Raw genomic sequence first — 15619 nt, 5'->3', positions numbered from 1 at the left:
GTTCTGAGGAGATCATGAAAACTTTCGCCAACAAGCGTTCCGCATTCCAGCTGAGCCCAGTGGCCGCCGGGTGCGCCATCTTTGTCACCATCATGGCCGGCAGCGCGCAGGCGCAAACCGCCACGACGACTGACACCGCCGCAACCGATGTGCCAGTCGCTACCGTCACCGTGACCGGCATCCGCCGCGCCATCGAGGACGCGATTGCCGTCAAGCGCGAATCGACCGGCATCGTCGAAGCCATTTCGTCGGAAGACATCGGCAAGCTGCCGGATGTGTCGATCGCCGAATCGCTGGCCCGTCTGCCAGGTCTGTCGGCGCAGCGCGTCAATGGCCAGGCCCAGTCGATCAGCATCCGCGGCACCTCGGGCGATCTGTCGACCGCGCTGCTCAACGGCCGCGAACAAGTCACCACCAGCTCGGACCGTACCGTCGAATACGACCAGTACCCATCCGAACTGATCAGCGCCGTCACCGTGTATAAAACCGGCGATGCCGCCGTGATCGGCCAGGGCCTGTCGGGCACGGTCGACCTGCAAACCATCAAGCCGCTGTCGCTGCGCGAACGCGTCGTCACCGTCAATGTGCGCGGTGAAAAGAATTCCAAAGGCGAAGTCAGCGCCGGCTCGCCGGACACCGGCAGCCGCGTCAGCGCGTCGTACATCGACCAGTTCGCCAACCGCACGATCGGTGTGGCCATCGGTTACGCACGCCAGGACAAGCCGAACGTCGGCGAACAGTTCGAAACGTGGGACTGGGTGGACGACACCAATGTCGTGCCAGGCTCGACCGTCAAAGTGCCAAAGGGCATGAAGTCGATCGCTACGACCGGCAACCAGGTGCGCGATGGCCTGATGGGTGTGCTCGAATGGCGTCCTAACCGCAACTTCAGCTCGACCTTCGACGTCTACCACTCGCGTTTCGATCAGGAAGAAATCCGCCGCGGCATCGAAATGCCACTCAAGGACGACGGCGAAGTGCGTTTCTCGAACCCGACGGTCGTGAACGGCACGATGATCAGTGGCACCGCCAACAACGTCAATCCGGTCGTGCGCAACAACCGCCTGACGCGCGACGACAAGCTGACCGCCTTCGGCTGGAATAACCGCTACACGACGGGCGACTGGGTCGGCATCGTCGACATCAGCCGCTCGAAGGCTGACCACAAGGAACAGCTGATCGAGATCAACGCTGGCCGCGCTGCGCGCCAGACGCTGAACTACAGCTACAACGGCGGCACGATTCCTGTGCTGGGCCTGTCGGGTACCTACGACGATCCGTCGCAGATCGCCATTGGCGGCCAGTTCGGCGAAGGCTATGTCAATGCCCCGAACATGACCGACAAGATGACCTCGTTCCGCACGAGCATCGAGCGCAAGTTCGACAACGCGCACTTCAGCAGCATGGAAGTCGGCTTTAACTACTCGAAGCGCGAAAAGGAAAAGGCGCACCTGGAAACGGGCTTCTCGAAGATCGGCAACGGCACCTTCGGCGCCAACGTCCTCAACAGCTCACAAGCGCTGTACGGCCTGCAGAACAGCCTGAGCTGGGACATCGACGGCGTGCTGGCCAACAACTTCGGCCCATTCACGCCAGCCGTGCTGGTGCCATGGGGCGCGACCAAGAACTGGACCATCGAAGAGAAGGTCAAGACCGGCTACGCCAAGCTGAACATCGACACCGAACTGATGTCGATGCCACTGCGCGGCAATATCGGCATGCAAGTCATCGAAACCGACCAGAGCTCGACCGCGAACACGCTGCGCGCCTGGCCATTCGCCGACCTGGTGCCACTGACCGACGGCAAGAAGTACACCGACTACCTGCCAAGCATCAACCTGGCATGGAGCCTGCCTGACCAGCAATTCCTGCGCTTCGGCGCCGGCAAGACGCTGGCCCGTGCCAAGCTGAACCAGCTGAACGCGGCGCTGGAAGTGGGCCTGACTGCCCAGACCACCGGCACCCCGTACGGTAACGGCGGCAATGCGCAGCTCGATCCATGGCGCGCCAAGCAGGTCGATCTGTCGTACGAAAAGTACTTCGGCAACAAGGGCTATATCTCGGCGGCTGGTTTCTACAAGGACCTGTCCTCGTACATCTACAGCGTGACCGTGCCGCGTGACTTCTCGGAGTTCAACCTGCAGGGCGCCCTGACCAACATCGGTACCATCACCCAGCCGCGTAACGGCGAGGGCGGTAGCCTGCGCGGTCTGGAGTTTGCGGCATCGACCCCGCTGGACATGATCCACCCGATGCTCGACGGTTTCGGCATCACCGCCAACGCGTCGTTCACGAACAGCGAGATCTCGATTCTCGACCAGCGCTTCGGCAATGTCGCGATTCCGCTGCCAGGCCTGTCGAAGCGCGTGTTCAACTTCACGGCGTATTACGAGAAAGATGGCTTCTCGGCACGTATCAGCCAGCGTTATCGCAGCGATTTTGTGGGTGAAATCGGCGGAATTGGTGGTGCAACCGAGCTGACTTACGTAAAAGCTGATAAAGTAGTCGACCTGCAATTGGGTTATGACTTCAAGCAAGTCGAAGGTCTGTCCGTGCTGTTCCAGGTCAACAACCTGACTGACACCGCCTTCCGCAGCTACGCTGGTACCGAAGACCGTCCGCGCGGCTACGCCAAGTATGGCCGCCAGATGCTGTTCGGCCTGAACTACAAGCTGTAATCCGGTATCTAGCGAAGGTGGCGCCACCCAATGGGGCGCTGCCGCGATCGCCAATGCCCTTGCAGGTGTGCCTGCAAGGGCATTTTTCATTGTTCGGATTCTGTGGTTTCGGCCGCCCGGTCCATTGTATTTAGCGCCCCCAACGAAGCAACGGTGTAAACTGTCGCATTCGTACTTACTTAATAAGAGCAACTTCCTCTATGTCAGACACCCCAATCCCATCGTTTTCCGACCTCAATCTTTCGGCGCCTGTCCTGAAAGCATTGAAAGACGTCGGATACGAAACGCCGTCGCCGATCCAGGCAGCCACCATTCCCCTGTTGCTGGAAGGGCGCGACGTGCTGGGACAAGCGCAGACCGGTACCGGTAAAACCGCCGCCTTCGCACTGCCAATCCTGTCGAACATCGACGTCAAGCAGACCGCGCCGCAAGCGCTGGTGCTGGCGCCGACGCGCGAACTGGCGATTCAGGTCGCCGAAGCCTTCCAGAGCTACGCTGCCCACATCAAGGGCTTCCACGTGCTGCCGATCTACGGCGGCCAGAGCTACGGCCCGCAACTGTCGTCGCTGCGCCGCGGCGTGCACGTCGTCGTCGGCACGCCAGGCCGCGTCATCGATCACATCCAGAAGGGCTCGCTCGACCTGTCGAAGCTGACCACCCTCGTGCTGGATGAGGCCGATGAAATGCTGCGCATGGGCTTCATCGACGACGTCGAGCAGATCCTGCAAAAGACCCCGGCCACGCGCCAGACCACGCTGTTCTCGGCCACCATGCCGCCAGCCATCAAGCGCATCGCCAAGACCTATCTGCGCGAGCCGCAAGAGATCACGGTCGCGGCCAAGACCGGCACCGCCGACAATATCCGCCAGCGCTACTGGCTGGTGGCCGGCATGCACAAGCTCGACGCGCTCACCCGCATCCTCGAAGCCGAAGCCTTCGACGGCATGATCATCTTCGCGCGCACCAAGCTGGGCACCGAAGAACTGGCGACCAAGCTGCAGGCGCGTGGTTTCTCGGCCGCTGCGATCAACGGCGACATCGCCCAGCAGCAGCGCGAGCGCACGATCGATAACCTCAAGAAGGGCAAGATCGACATCCTGGTCGCGACCGACGTTGCCGCGCGCGGCCTGGACGTCGAGCGCATCAGCCACGTCATCAACTACGACGTGCCGTCGGACCCTGAGAGCTACACCCACCGCATCGGCCGTACCGGCCGCGCTGGCCGCAGCGGCGAAGCGATCCTGTTCATCACCCCGCGCGAGCGCAGCCTGCTCAAGCTGATCGAGCGCACGACCCGCCAGCCGGTGTCGCCACTCGAACTGCCAACCGTCAAGGCCGTCAACGAAGTGCGCATGACGCGCTTCAAGGACCAGATCCGCGCCACGCTGGCCGAAGGCAACCTGGAAGTCTTCCGCGCCCTGATCGAAGACGTCGAGCGCGACGACAACGTGCCGGCGATCGACATCGCTGCGGCCCTGGCCAAGATGGCGCGTGGCGACGAGCCGCTGCTGCTGACCAAGCCTGACCGCGACGTGCGTCCGGAAAGCATGCCATCGCAGCGCGAATTTGGCGGCAGTCACGAGCGTGCACCACGCGAGCCGCGTGGTGACTGGGAAGAGCGCCCAGCGCGTCCTGCGCGCGAGCCGGGCTTCAAGAAAGAGCGCGTCATGCGCGACCCTGAGCCAGGCATGGCCACGTTCCGCATCGAAGTGGGCTTTGCCCACGGCGCCAAGCCGGGCAATATCGTTGGCGCGATCGCCAACGAAGCGAACATCCCGTCGAAGCAGATCGGCCGCATCGAGATCTATGACGATTACTCGACGCTCGACCTGCCATCGGACATGCCGGCAGAATTGTTCACGCAGCTCAAGTCGATCTGGGTCGCCGGCCGCCAGCTGTCGATCACGCGTGATGGCGAGACACCAGCCGTGCCTGCCGCCGGCGCCAAGAAGCCGTTCACGAAAAGCGGCGCCGACCGTCGCGTGACCGACAAGCCGATGCCGGGCAAGAAGCCGCATCGCAAGGGCGAGGGTAGCAAGGACTGATTGTTTCACCATCAGTTCTACCGCGAGCTTTACCACCAGCTTTACCACGTCGTTCCCGCGCAGGCGGGAACCTCAGTTCGGCACTGCTACCTGCAGCGCGACGGACTTGGGTTCCCGCCTTCGCGGGAACGACGTTTTTGGGCTGACGGTTTGGCGCAGCGGTGGTGTTTTCCGGGTGTTGTTTGACTACAAACCTGCTTCTGGCTGCGAAGCTGTCATATCGATCGCACTATGGGATTGACACGATTGACACTCGGATACCCCCATGTTATTTTGCTACAGATTAGATAACACCACCCGTACCTTCGGCGGGCCAAATTAGGGACACACATGGATATGCAATCGACCGTGCTCAAACCACGCCTGTCGTTCTGGCAGCTGTGGAACATGAGCTTCGGTTTCTTCGGCATCCAGTTCGGCTTCGCACTGCAGAACGCGAATACCAGCCGCATCTTCGCCACCCTTGGCGCCGACCCCGAAAACTTTTCCCTCTACTGGCTCGCTGCGCCCGTCACTGGCTTGCTGATTCAGCCGATCGTCGGCTACCTGAGCGACAACACCTGGCACCCGAAGTGGGGCCGCCGCCGGCCGTTCTTCTTCATCGGCGCCGTGCTGGCTGCCATTGCCTTGTTCCTGATGCCCAATTCCACTGCGCTGTGGATGGCCGTGGCCGTGCTGTGGATGATGGACGCCGCGATCAACGTCTCGATGGAGCCGTTCCGCGCCTTTGTCGGCGACAAGCTCGATCCTTCACAGCAGACCGCCGGTTACGCGATGCAGACCTTCTTCATCGGTTGCGGCGCGGTCATCGCGTCGCTCCTGCCGACGTTCTTTGAAAGCATGGGCGTGTCGAACGCCGTCATCGGCGGCGTGATCCCGGACACCGTGCGCTACTCGTTCTATGCCGGTGGCCTCGTGTTCTTCCTGGCCGTGACCTGGACCGTGGTGTCTGCCGACGAGCTGCCGCCGCCCGACATGGAAGCGTTCAACAAGGAACGCGCCGCTTCGCGCAGCGTGGGCGTGGCCATCGCCGAGATCTTCGGGGGCTTCTCCAAGATGCCACGCACGATGGTGCAACTGGCGTTCGTGCAGTTCTTCACCTGGATCGCGCTGTTCGCGATGTGGATCTATACCGGCACCGCGATTGCCGACAGCGTCTACGGCACCACCGATGCGCAGTCGAGTGCCTACCAGGACGCCGGCAACTGGGTCGGCATCATGTTCGCTGTGTACAGCGGCGTGTCGGCACTGGCCGCGTTCATCCTGCCCGTGTTTGCCCGCATGACCAGCCGCAAGGTCGTCCATGCGACGTGCCTGACCATCGGCGGCCTGAGCCTGGCCAGCGTATTCCTCATCACCGACAAGAACATGCTGGTGGTGCCGATGATCGGTATCGGCATTGCCTGGGCCTCGATCCTGACGATGCCGTACGCGATCCTGGCCGGCTCGCTGCCCGCCAAGCGCATGGGCTACTTCATGGGCCTGTTCAACTTCTTCGTCGTGATTCCGCAGATCGTCAGCGGCCTGCTGCTGGGTTTCGTGACCAAGCATCTGTTCGATGGTCACGCGGTGCTCACGCTCGTGCTGGGCGGCGTTTGCATGCTCATCGCCGCACTGTTGACCCTCCTGGTGACCGACAAGGCGGCGCCGGTACGCGCTGCCGTCTGACGGCTGGGGCGCCAGGCGCGCACGCTACGCGTGTGCGCGCCGTGAATCCGGCGTCTGTCGTATCGTAACGTTTTATCAACATTGTCCGGCGCTGTCCGGCGGTGTTGTGAACGCTTACATTGACAGGAGTAAAGCATGACCATCCAGACCGTCGCGACCACCCCGTTCGCCGGCCAGCGGCCCGGCACCTCGGGCCTGCGCAAGAAAGTGACCGAGTTCCAGCAACCCGGCTACCTTGAAAACTTCGTCGAGTCGATCTTCCTGACGCTGGGCGAAGGCGCCTGCCGTCACCTGGTCGTCGGCGGCGATGGCCGCTATTTCAACCGCGACGCAATCCAGACCATCCTGCGCATGGCGGCCGCGCACGGCGTCGAGCGCGTGCTGGTGGGGCAGGGCGGCATCCTGTCCACGCCGGCCGTGAGCTGCGTGATCCGCAAGCACGGTGCGCAGGGCGGCATCGTGCTGTCGGCCAGCCACAACCCGGGCGGCCCGGACGGCGACTTCGGCATCAAGTACAACATCGACAATGGCGGCCCGGCGCCCGAGAAAATCACCGACGCCATCTTCGCGCACACGCAGACGGTCACGCAGTACCGCATCAGCGACGCGCCGGTTGTCGACCTCGATGTGCTGGGCACCACGCAACTCGAAAACATGCAGATCGAGGTGATCGACCCGGTGGCCGACTACGCCGAGCAGATGAAAGGCCTGTTCGATTTCGACGCGATCCGCGGCCTGTTCGCGAGCGGCTTCCGGATGCGCTTTGACGCGATGCACGCAGTGGCCGGCCCCTACGCCACCACGATCCTCGAAGGCATCCTCGGGGCACCCGCCGGCACCGTCGTCAACGGCGTGCCGAGCGAAGACTTCGGCGGCGGGCATCCGGACCCCAATCCCGTCAACGCTGCCGAGCTGATTGCGGCAATGGCTGCGCCCGATGCACCGGACTTCGGCGCCGCCTCGGATGGCGACGGCGACCGCAACATGATCGTCGGGCGCGGCATCGCCGTCACGCCATCGGACAGCCTGGCCATCATCGCGGCCAACGCCACCGTGGCGCCGGGTTACGCGGGCGGCATCAAGGGCATCGCGCGTTCGATGCCCACGTCGATGGCGGCCGACCGCGTGGCCGAAGCACTGGGCATCGCCTGCTTCGAGACGCCTACCGGCTGGAAGTACTTCGGCAACCTGATGGACGCCGGTCTCGTCACGCTGTGCGGCGAAGAGAGCTATGGCACCGGCTCGTTCCACATCCGCGAAAAGGATGGCGTGTGGGCCGTGCTGTTCTGGCTCAATCTGCTGGCCGTGCGCGGCGAAACGGTCGAACAGCTGCTGGCGGCGCACTGGGCGCGCTTTGGCCGCAATTACTATTCGCGCCACGACTACGAAGCCGTGGATGCCGGCGCTGCCGGCGCCATGATGGACGCGCTGCGTGCGCGCCTGCCCGAGTTGGCAGGGCAGACGCTGGCCGGCCACCAGATCGCGCTGGCCGACGACTTTGCCTATACCGATCCGGTCGACGGCTCGGTCTCTACCAAGCAGGGCATCCGCATCATCATGGCGGACGGCTCGCGCATCGTGTTTCGCCTGTCCGGCACCGGCACCGAAGGCGCCACCGTGCGGGTCTACCTCGAACGCTACGAAGCCGATCCGGCGCACCACAACCTCGACACGCAGGCCGCGCTGCAAGGCCTGATCGATCTGGCCGAAAGCCTGTCCGATCTGCGCCAGCGCACCGGCCGCAGCGAACCCACGGTCGTCACCTGACCCCTTCACCACACAGGAACCCCGCATGAAACTACCCGTCCTTGCTTCCGCCATGCTGCTCGCCTTCGGTGCGATGGCCTCTGCCAGCGCCCAGTTGCCCGGCCCGGCGCCCGCCGCCAAGCCGTTCGTCTGGGAGAATGCGACCGTCTACTTTTTGCTGACGGACCGCTTCAACAACGGCAACCCGGCCAACGACAAGGCCTATGGCCGCAAGGACGACGCAGCGCCGCTGCGCGGTTTCATGGGCGGCGATATCGCCGGCATCACGGCCAAGATCAAGGAAGGGTATTTCACCGACCTGGGCGTGAACGCGATCTGGCTGACGCCCGTGATCGAACAGATCCACGGCGCGACCGATGAAGGCACTGGCAAGAGCTACGCCTTCCACGGCTACTGGGCGAAGGACTTCACGGCGCTCGACGCTGCGTTTGGCACCGAAGATGAGCTGCGCACGCTGGTCGACACGGCGCACGCGAATGGCATCCGCATCGTGTTCGACGTGGTGATGAACCACACGGGCCCCGTCACGCCGCAGGATAAAGTCTGGCCGGCGTCGTGGGTGCGCACCGGCCCGACCTGCACCTACAAGGATGCGCGTACGACGGTCGATTGCACGCTGGTGGCGAACCTGCCGGACTTCTTGACGGGCAGTGACAAGCCGGTCGACCTGCCGCCGCACCTGGTGGCCAAGTGGAAGAAGGAAGGTCGCTACGAGCGCGAGGTGAAGGAGCTTGACGCCTTCTTCAAGCGCACCGGCTACCCGCGCGCACCGCGTTACTACCTGATGAAATGGCATGCCGACTGGGTGCGCAAGTTCGGTATCGACGGCTTCCGCGCCGACACCGTCAAGCACACCGAGCCTGGCCTGTGGAAAGAACTGAAGAAAGAAGCGAGCCTGGCGCTGGCGGACTGGAAGCGCGCCAACCCGGCCAAGAGCCTCGACCAGAAGCCGTTCTGGATGGTGTCCGAGGTCTACAACTACGAGATCAAGCACGCGCGCAAGTTCGATCTGGGCGGCGGCGAATTCGTCGACTACCTGGACCAGGGCTTCGACAGCATGATCAGCTTTAGCCTGCGCAGCGACGCCAAGCGTCCGTACGAACAGGTGTTCTCGGAATACTCGACCATCCTGCACGGCGATATGAAGGGCTTCTCGGTGCTGAACTACATCAGTTCGCACGACGACAGCAGCCCGTTCGATCCGCTGCGCCAGAAGCCGTTCGAGTCGGCCAACAAGCTGCTGCTGGCGCCCGGCGCGGCGCAGATCTACTACGGCGACGAAACGGCGCGCATCCTGAAGTTCGATGGCGCCGAGGGCGACGCCAACCTGCGCACTTTCATGAACTGGGACGAGCTGGCGTCGAACGCCGAGCGTGGCCTGCACCGCGTGGCCGATATCCGCGCGCACTGGGCGCGCCTGGGGCGCTTCCGCGCTGCGCATCCGGCCGTCGGCGCCGGCAAGCACCAGATGATCGGCTCGAGCCCGTACACGTTCAAGCGCACGTGGGAACAGAATGGCGTGAGCGACCGCGTGGTGGTCGCGCTGGGCCTGTCGACGCAGCAGCCGGTGGCGATTTCGGTGGGCGGCGTCTTCAACGACGGCGCCACGGTGCGCGACTGGTACACCGGCAATACCGCCGTGGTCAAGGACGGCAAGGTGCGGTTCGCAACCGCCGCACAGGTGGCGCTGATCGCGCAGGACTGACCTGGTTCCGGGTAGACTGGCCGTTCCGTTAACTTTTCGGCTGCCAGTCTGCCCGCCTACCTTCATGCCCGTCTTTACGCACATCGCCCGCGCCATCGCGGGTCTCGGTTTCGCCCTCGCGCTGGCCCCGGCGCAGGCGCAATCGGCCGCCGCGCCAGTCTACGGCGCCGAACTCGAAGAATTCGCCTATCCCGCGCCGACGCAGCAATACCGCTTCACGTCGCAGCGCGTCGACCTGCAGATGACCTATATGGACGTCAAGCCGGCCAGCCCCAATGGCCGCACCGTCGTCCTCATGCACGGCAAGAACTTCTGCGGCGCGACCTGGGCGGGCACCACGAAGGCACTGAGCGACGCGGGCTACCGCGTCGTGGTGCCCGACCAGATCGGCTTTTGCAAATCCACCAAGCCGCAGCATTACCAGTACACGTTTCAGCAACTGGCCGACAACACGCGCAAGCTCCTGGCCTCGATCGGCGTGAAGAAGGCCATCATCATCGGCCACTCGACCGGCGGCATGCTGGCCACGCGCTACGCGCTGATGTATCCCGAACTGACGGACCAGCTGGTGATGATCAACCCGATCGGCCTGGAAGACTGGAAGAACCTGGGCGTGCCATCGCTGGGTGTCGATCAGTGGTATGAGCGCGAGCTGAAATTGTCGGCCGAGCGCGTGCGCGAGTACGAGCGCACGACCTATTACAACGGCCAGTGGAAGCCGGAGTACGAAGTGTGGGTGCAGATGCTGGCCGGGATGTACCGTGGCAAGGGCAAGGAAGTGGTGGCCTGGAATTCGGCGCTCATCTACGACATGATCTACACGCAGCCCGTGGTGCATGAATTCCCGCTGATCAAAACGCCGACCTTCCTGCTGATGGGCTTGAAGGACACGACTGCGATCGGCAAGGACGCCGCGCCCGCTGACGTGCGCCCAACACTGGGCAACTACAAGGTGCTGGCCGAGACCACCCGCAAGGCAATCCCGGGCTCGGTGCTGGTGACATTCCCCGAGATGGGGCACGCGCCGCAGATGCAGGATCCGGTACAGTTTCACAAAGCGTTGTTACAGGGGCTCGTGCGCTGATTGCTGTTGTGGCTTCGGTTTGAGATCTTGGGTTCCCGCCTCTGCGGGAACGACGGTTTTCAAGGCGCGCGCCATCGCCGTGGATAACAATCCGCTACCCCGGCACGTCATTCCCACGGAGGTGGGAATCCAAGTGCATCGATAGCTCGTATCCTTCGCAGTACCTCATTCTTTTGTCATTCGGTCAATGGTATCCTTGTGGTATGACAGAAGACCCTGATCCGAAGAGCAAACCCCCGCGCGCCGCCTTTGCCGACGGCCCGCGCCTGCTGGCCGACATCGGTGCCACCCATGCGCGCCTGGGCCTGGAAACCGCGCCCGGCGTGCTGGGGCAGGTCGCCGTGCTGTTGTGCGACGACTTCGACGGCATCATCCCGCTGCTGCACGCCTACCTCGAGCAGCATCCGGGCGGGCGCATTCACCACGCGGCCTTTGCGCTGGCCAATCCGATCAGCGGCGATTTCATCCGCATGACCAACCGCGACTGGCAGTTTTCGACCGATGCCGTGCGCCGCGCGCTGGGCCTGTCGACGCTGTTGATCGTGAACGACTTCACTGCGCTGGCGATGGCGCTGCCGGGCTTCCAGCCGAAGGACCTGCTGCAGATCGGCGGCGGCGCGCCGCAGACGCATGCCGTCTCGGGCGTGCTGGGGCCGGGCACGGGCCTTGGCGTCTCGGGTGTGATCCCGACCATCGACGGTTTCGTCACGCTCGGCAGCGAGGGCGGGCACGTCAACTTCGCGCCGAGCGACGAGCGCGAATTCGCGATCCTGCAGCATGCGTGGCGCGAATGGCAGCACGTGTCGAACGAGCGCCTGATTTCCGGCCCCGGCATCGAACTGATCTACCGAGCGCTGGCCGAGCGCAATGGCGTCGCGGCGCCGGCGCGCAGCACCGCCGACATCGTCAGCGCCGCGCTCGACGCCCACGATCCGCTGTGCCTCGAGGTGCTGGAGACCTTCGCCGGCATGCTGGGCAGCGCGGCGGCGAACCTGGCCGTGACGCTGGGCGCGTTTGGCGGCATGTTTATCGGGGGCGGCATCGTGCCGCGCATGGGCGCCTGGTTCGCGCAGTCGCCATTTCGTGCGCGCTTCGAAGCCAAGGGGCGCTTCCGCGACTACATCGCCCAGATTCCGACCTACATCATCATGACGCCCAACCCGGCGCTGTACGGCGTCTCGGCGATCCTGTCCGAGCACCTGCGCGGGCGCAGCGGCGCCAACACGCTCACCGACCGTGTGCAGCAACTGCTGCACGAGCTCTCGCCGGCCGAGCAGCGCGTGGCCGCGCTCGTGATCGAGCATCCGCGCAAGATGCTGTCCGAGCCGATCGCCGAGATCGCGCGCCTGGCCGACGTGAGCCAGCCGACCGTGATCCGCTTTTGCCGTTCGCTGGGCTTCCAGGGCCTGGCCGAATTCAAGCTCAAGTTCGCCGGCAGCCTGACCGGCACGATCCCCGTGCGCCACAGCCAGGTGCGCATGACCGACAGCACGCATGACCTGTCGGCCAAGGTGATCGACAACACGGTCTCCGCGATCCTGAAGTTTCGCGATGCGCTCGACGTCCACGCGATCGACCGCGCCATCGAGCTGCTGCGGCGCGCGCGCCGGGTCGAGTTCTACGCACTGGGCAATGCGCGCGCCGTGGCGCTCGACGGCCAGCACAAGTTCTTCCGCTTCCGCATTCCGGCGGCATCCTATGGCGATTCACACCTGCTCAATCTTGCGGCCGGCTTGCTGGGGCCGGGCGACGTCGTGATCGCCATCTCCACCGGCGGGCAGTTGCCCGAGCTGCTCGAGGCAGTCGACACGGCGCGCGCACGGGGCGCCGACATCATTGCGATCACGGCCAGCCGCTCGCCGCTGGCAAAGAAGGCCTCCGTGTGCCTCGCGGTGGATCACAGCGAAGACAGCACGAGCTTCCTGTCGATGATTTCGCGCATCCTGCAACTGCTTCTCATCGACATCATGTCGGTCGGGATTTCCCTTGGCACGCAAGGGGAGGGCAGCCTTGACCATCAGGGCGACATCGATGCACGCCGGCTGCTGATCTCGCACCTGGATATCTGAGGAACCAGGCGTCACGGGGTCGCGGACACGCGTAAACACAGCCTCCATTGCGGGTCATGCCTGGCTCGTCCACGCGCTTTTGTACCGATGTATCGCTAAAAGTTGTCAAAAAAACGTCAACGCTACGCGACGCACGGGACGGAACGTGTAGTTTCCGCACGGCACTGCGTGCTACCATTTCATGTGGCTCCCCCAATTCCCGGCGCCGTGTCGACAGGGCCGTCCTGCCTTGTCGTCTTCGTTCCGGACCATGGAAGAGGTTTTATCATCGTCAGCCAAATGTTAATTGAACAGGCCCGCCTTGCCGCGCTGGCCGAACTGCAGATTCTCGACACCCCTGCCGAGACCCGCTTCGACCGCTTTACCCGCCTGGCCGCCATGACGTTCGACGTGCCCATCGCGCTGGTGTCGCTGATCGATGCCGAGCGGCAGTGGTTCAAGTCGCACCATGGCCTGGACATGTCGGAAACCCCGCGCTCGCTGTCGTTCTGCAGCCACGCGGTGCAGGCGCGCGCGCTGCTCGTGATCGAAGACGCGGCGCAGGATCCCCGTTTTGCCGACAATCCGCTGGTCACCGGCGAACCGCACATCCGCTTCTACGCCGGACAGCCGGTCTACAGCGATGGCGAAGCCGTGGGCACGCTGTGCATTATCGACCGCGCCCCGCGCCGCCTGAACCAGGAGCAGCGCCAGGTGCTGGCCGACCTGGCCGGGCTGGTCGAAGTCGAAATCAATCACCTCAAGGCCGTGACGGCGCGCATGCTCGCCGAGCAGGCGCTCAAGTCGCTCAATACCGATCTGGAAGCGCGCATCGTCGCCCGCACTGCCGAACTGGAAGACAAGGTCGAGCAACTGTCGCGCGAAGTCACGCAGCGCGAAGCGGCCGAAGCGCTGCTGCGCGAGAGCGAAGCCTGGAACCGCACGATCATCGATTCGTCGTTCAGTGGCTTCATTGGCGCCGACAGCAACGGCGTCGTAGTGGCGTGGAACACGTCGGCCGAACGCATCTTTGGCTGGTCGGGCGAGTACGCGCGCGGCCGTCAGTTGTCCGATCTGGTCATGCCGGCGCAGCAGCGCGAAGCGCATGACGCGAATATCCGCAGCTTGCTCGATACCGGCGCCGGCCCGTACCTGAACCAGAACGTCGAACTGCCGGCGCTGACCCAGAGCGGGCGCCAGATCACGATCCAGATGACGGTGGCAGCGCACGAATGGAATGGCGCGCGTTACATCGGCGCCTTCGTCAATGACATCTCGGAGCGCATCCGCACCCAGCAGCAGCTGGAAGAAAAACAGGAACTGATCGACGCGGTGCTCGAGTCGATCGACGTTGGCGTGGTCGCCTGCGACGCCGTCGGCAACCTGACGCTGTTCAACCGCACGGCGCGCGCCCTGCACGGTCACGACCTGAAGGCCATCGCGCCATCGGAATGGCCGCTGTTCTACTCGCTGTACCACGGCGACGGCCAGACCCCGATGGCGATGGACGACGTGCCGCTGGTGCGCGCACTCAAGGGCGAAGTCGTGCGCGACGGCGCGATGGTCGTCGCACCGGCCGGCCGCGCGCCGTACACGCTGCTGGCCAGCGGCCGCCCGCTGCGCAGCGCCCAGGGCAAGACCCTCGGCGCGGTCGTGGCGATGAAGGACATCACAGAACTGAAGGCATCGCGCGACCGCCTGGCCGACAGCGAAGAGCGCCTGCGCACGATTACCGACAACCTGCCGGTCCTGATCGCGCACCTCGACCAGGATCACCGCTACATGTTCGCCAATGCAGTGCACCAGTCATGGCTGGGCAAGGCGTCCGACCAGGTCGTCGGCCAGACCATGGTAGAAGCCTTCGGGGAAGACTTCTACCTGCAGCAGAAGGAAGCGCTGGACGACGCCTGGCTGGGCAAGGCATCGCAGTGCGAGCATGACATCGTGCGCAAGAAGCACATCCGCATCGTTCACTCGACCTTCCTGCCGCATCTGCGCGATGGCGAAGTGGTGGGCGTGTATATCCTGACCACCGACGCCACCGCCGCGCGCATGCATGAACGCAACCTGCATGCGCTGGCCCACACCGATGCGCTGACGGGCATCCCGAACCGGCGCCAGTTCGAGCTGGCGCTGCAGGCAGCCGTCGAACGTGCGCCGCAGCGCGAGCGCGCCTTTGCACTGTTCTATCTCGACATCGATTTCTTCAAGCGCATCAACGACACCTACGGCCACGCGGTGGGCGACATGGTGCTGGTCGAATTTGCGCGGCGCGTGCGCAAGGTGGTGCGCAGCTCCGACATGGTGGCGCGCCTGGCCGGCGACGAATTTACGGTGCTGCTCGACGAAGTCAATTCGCCGCGCGACGTCGAGCTGGTGGCCAAGAAGATCATGCAGGTCATGGAAGCGCCATTCATGGTCGGCTCCCAGCCGATTTCAGTGAGCGCGACGATCGGCATTGCGTTGGCCGACGCACCGGGCGTGACGGCGCTGACGATCAGCGAGCTGGCCGACAGCGCCTTGTATGAAGCCAAGGACAAGGGGCGCAATACGTTTGCGATTGCACGGCTGGCGATGGTGGCGGCGGTGGAGCAAGCGTCCGTGCTGGCCTGACAACGTCGTTC

8 protein-coding genes are annotated in these 15619 nt (G+C 64.1%); all 8 read left to right on the top strand.

Annotated features, from left to right (window positions below; translation table 11 throughout):
- Positions 1-14: 14 nt before the first annotated feature.
- The 8 genes from ACZ0AJ_RS15630 to ACZ0AJ_RS15595 all read left to right on the top strand — a co-directional run bounded on the left by ACZ0AJ_RS15630 (position 15) and on the right by ACZ0AJ_RS15595 (position 15608).
- A complete protein-coding gene (locus ACZ0AJ_RS15630) occupies positions 15-2678 on the top strand; it encodes a TonB-dependent receptor (protein WP_499455371.1) in 2664 nt (887 codons plus the stop codon).
- Positions 2679-2878: 200 nt separating this feature from the next.
- Entirely contained in the window at positions 2879-4723 is a 1845-nt protein-coding gene (locus ACZ0AJ_RS15625) for a DEAD/DEAH box helicase (RefSeq protein ID WP_183555899.1), read from the top strand.
- A gap of 330 nt (positions 4724-5053) precedes the next feature.
- A complete protein-coding gene (locus ACZ0AJ_RS15620) occupies positions 5054-6391 on the top strand; it encodes an MFS transporter (RefSeq protein ID WP_499455549.1) in 1338 nt (445 codons plus the stop codon).
- A 135-nt stretch (positions 6392-6526) separates the two neighbouring features.
- On the top strand, positions 6527-8158 hold the full coding sequence (locus ACZ0AJ_RS15615; RefSeq protein ID WP_499455370.1) for an alpha-D-glucose phosphate-specific phosphoglucomutase: 1632 nt from the start codon (positions 6527-6529) through the stop codon (positions 8156-8158).
- Positions 8159-8183: 25 nt separating this feature from the next.
- Positions 8184-9863, top strand: coding sequence for an alpha-amylase family glycosyl hydrolase (locus ACZ0AJ_RS15610; protein WP_499455369.1), 1680 nt, complete (start codon positions 8184-8186; stop codon positions 9861-9863).
- A 64-nt stretch (positions 9864-9927) separates the two neighbouring features.
- Positions 9928-10947, top strand: coding sequence for an alpha/beta fold hydrolase (locus tag ACZ0AJ_RS15605; protein ID WP_499455368.1), 1020 nt, complete (start codon positions 9928-9930; stop codon positions 10945-10947).
- A gap of 203 nt (positions 10948-11150) precedes the next feature.
- A complete protein-coding gene (locus ACZ0AJ_RS15600) occupies positions 11151-13016 on the top strand; it encodes a glucokinase (RefSeq protein ID WP_499455367.1) in 1866 nt (621 codons plus the stop codon).
- Between the two features lie 279 nt (positions 13017-13295).
- Complete coding sequence (locus ACZ0AJ_RS15595; protein WP_499455545.1) at positions 13296-15608, top strand: sensor domain-containing diguanylate cyclase; 2313 nt, start codon at positions 13296-13298, stop codon at positions 15606-15608.
- The last annotated feature ends 11 nt before the right edge of the window (positions 15609-15619 follow it).

This window comes from Telluria sp. AC161, assembly GCF_979258535.1.
The sequence above is the reverse complement of the archived record's forward strand: the minus strand, read 5'-3'. Positions and strand labels throughout refer to the sequence as shown.

Excerpts from the sequence above, each read along its gene's own strand:
- ACZ0AJ_RS15610 (WP_499455369.1), top strand. The coding sequence starts at position 8,184 with ATGAAACTACCCGTCCTTGCTTCCGCCATGCTGCTCGCCTTCGGTGCG.
- ACZ0AJ_RS15615 (WP_499455370.1), top strand. The coding sequence starts at position 6,527 with ATGACCATCCAGACCGTCGCGACCACCCCGTTCGCCGGCCAGCGGCCC.
- ACZ0AJ_RS15600 (WP_499455367.1), top strand. The coding sequence starts at position 11,151 with ATGACAGAAGACCCTGATCCGAAGAGCAAACCCCCGCGCGCCGCCTTT.
- ACZ0AJ_RS15605 (WP_499455368.1), top strand. The coding sequence starts at position 9,928 with ATGCCCGTCTTTACGCACATCGCCCGCGCCATCGCGGGTCTCGGTTTC.
- ACZ0AJ_RS15595 (WP_499455545.1), top strand. The coding sequence starts at position 13,296 with ATGTTAATTGAACAGGCCCGCCTTGCCGCGCTGGCCGAACTGCAGATT.
- ACZ0AJ_RS15625 (WP_183555899.1), top strand. The coding sequence starts at position 2,879 with ATGTCAGACACCCCAATCCCATCGTTTTCCGACCTCAATCTTTCGGCG.
- ACZ0AJ_RS15630 (WP_499455371.1), top strand. The coding sequence starts at position 15 with ATGAAAACTTTCGCCAACAAGCGTTCCGCATTCCAGCTGAGCCCAGTG.
- ACZ0AJ_RS15620 (WP_499455549.1), top strand. The coding sequence starts at position 5,054 with ATGGATATGCAATCGACCGTGCTCAAACCACGCCTGTCGTTCTGGCAG.